Source organism: Psychrobacter sp. JCM 18901, from assembly GCF_000586435.1.
In the GTDB taxonomy this organism is placed as follows: Bacteria; Pseudomonadota; Gammaproteobacteria; order Pseudomonadales; family Moraxellaceae; genus Psychrobacter.
In genome coordinates, this window is record NZ_BAWH01000042.1 from 1 (window position 1) to 2294 (window position 2294).

3 protein-coding genes and 1 pseudogene are annotated in these 2294 nt (G+C 37.0%); all 4 read left to right on the forward strand.

Annotation, left to right across the window (positions count from 1 at the left end; translation table 11 throughout):
* Positions 1–410, forward strand: a pseudogene (locus tag TT11_RS16445) (hypothetical protein); the annotation flags it as partial.
* A gap of 224 nt (positions 411–634) precedes the next feature.
* A complete protein-coding gene (locus TT11_RS16450; RefSeq protein WP_261871185.1) occupies positions 635–805 on the forward strand; it encodes a hypothetical protein in 171 nt (56 codons plus the stop codon).
* Positions 806–1260: 455 nt separating this feature from the next.
* Complete coding sequence (locus TT11_RS16455) at positions 1261–2013, forward strand: iron-containing alcohol dehydrogenase family protein (protein ID WP_261871186.1); 753 nt, start codon at positions 1261–1263, stop codon at positions 2011–2013.
* A partial coding sequence (locus TT11_RS16460; protein ID WP_261871187.1) for an iron-containing alcohol dehydrogenase occupies positions 2000–2294 on the forward strand: 295 nt, incomplete at its 3' end. The genes TT11_RS16455 and TT11_RS16460, both read left to right, overlap by 14 nt.

The following is a 2294-nucleotide window of genomic DNA, read 5'->3' on the forward strand; positions in this document are numbered from 1 at the left end:
TTGAACTTAAAAATAGAAAACATAAGCTTTGGCATCTTGTTTATCTAAACGAAGATAATGACGTACCAAGTGAGTATAGCGTTGATACTAAAACTTTAGAAGGTTGGATAACCAGCAATCAATATAGTCATCTTAGATTTAGCGGTCTGATTAGTTGGCTCAAAGCGTGTCAAGTAGAATGCCAAAATCATAGTGTCAGTGAATTTATTGCACAGCTAACTAAGTTTGTTCAGAAACAGTTTATGGGGATAGAAGATATGAACGAAGATAATGCAGTTTTAGATATTATTAAAAAAAATGCGGCTACTATTGATGCCAGTATCAAGGTATCTAACACTGTAGATCGAATGAAGAAAGAGCTGATAGCTAAGTTAAAAATAGATTTGTTAGCAAAATATAAAAAAAACTGATTATGAATTAGATATTAGTTATATCGGCGAGGGCAGAAGATACGAACAAATTAGATTCATAATTCCTGGCTATAATAAGGCATGGGTTTGCTTCGAGTTTGATAATGCAGGGTTTGATCGTCCAATTCTAGGAATTAAGTTCACTTCTGTAGAAGCCGCGAAAGCGTGTCCACATACAGAAACTATGAAAACTGTACTGAATACGATGCTAACTGATAAAAAAAGTGAGCTCCTCTGCTCAGTGGCCTGCTTACTACTACTTTGATCCGCAGGACTGGAAAGGTTCGAGTGAGGCATGGTTAATGATAAATGAAGGCACGATGGCAGATAAAATCTTGGAAGAAATAGATAAGGTTTTTCGACTGCTAAGTGAAAAAGGTTGTTTTAGTGACTGAGCTAGGCTTCTCACCTCATACTAAAAAAACTATTTTTATGAGCTAAGCTACAACGCTGGTTATAACTCTATAGAAATATGGACAATATCATTATGAGAAGCAAGGTTCGCGAAGATCATCCGCCACTACACTTATCAGGTGTCCTAGTTTAGTTGACCACTACAGTTCAGCCTAAACTTGTTAAACCGCCTTAACTATAAAGTAGGGCGGTTTATTTTTTTGTAGGATTTGCAATCTTATGAATAGTTTTATTTCAACACTCAGTCTTATCTGATGAATAAAATCATAAAATAAATATTAGTGATGATTTTATTCATCATAATTAATAGGCTTTGTAATCGTTTTAATTAATTTAATCTTTTTTTATCAATTGCTTATATTTTTTTTAATAAGTTTGGTACGTAGATTGCATCAATGTTACTAGAGTTTAACTTACAAATACTCGAGGTAAATTGATGAATACTGATAACGTTCAAATCTTTAAAACTGCTCGTCGATTGTTGACAGGTGAGAACTCTAGTTATCTGCTACCTGAAGAGATGGCTAGCTTAAATGTAAAAAGACCGTTAATTGTAACGGATAAAGGTGTCAAAGACGCCGGTATTATTCAACCAGTAATTGATAATCTCAAATCAAACGGTGTTGAAAATATATTTATTTACAGTGATATTTCAGCAGAGCCAGAAACCCACATTGTTGAGGCTTGCTGTGGGACTTTCGAAGAAAACCAGTGTGATGGGGTTATTGCTATAGGAGGTGGTAGCGCAATGGACACGGCAAAAGCCGTTGCGATTTATAGTGGTGAAACAAGATCGTTAAACGAGTTATTCGGTGAGGATAAAGTAGTGCCTCGGAAAATCCCTTTAATTTGTATGCCAACAACAGCAGGAACAGGCTCTGAAGTTACTAACATATCAATATTGTTGGATGTTCAAGCACAGATTAAAAAAGGCATAGTAAGTAATGAGCTACTACCAGATGTTGCTATTGTCGCTCCTGAGCTAACACTAAGCTGCCCAGAATTTGTTACTGCTGCAAGTGGCGTTGATGCGCTAGTACACGCAGTAGAGAGTTACTTATCTAATTTTGCTTCCGAAATCACTAAATCTTTATCCATTGCTGCAATCCGAATGATCGTTGATGCATTGCCCATTGCTTATCAAGAGCCTACCAATATAGCCGCACGTGAAAAAAATGGCTACAGCTAGTTTAATGGCGGGGTTAGCTTTTGGTAATGCTGGCGTTGGAGCTGTACACGCGCTTGCGTATCCGCTTGGTGGTAGATTCCATTTATCTCACGGTGTTAGTAATGCAGTTATGTTTTCTCATGTGATGAGGTGGAATAGTACTAGTTGCCCAGACAAGTTTATCGATATTGCGATTGCTATGGGTGCAGACCATTCTATTAGTGAATCTGAGGCGGGGGACTATGTAGTCGCTAAAATTGAAGCATTATGTGTGTCTGTATCTATCCCTAAACAACTTAGAG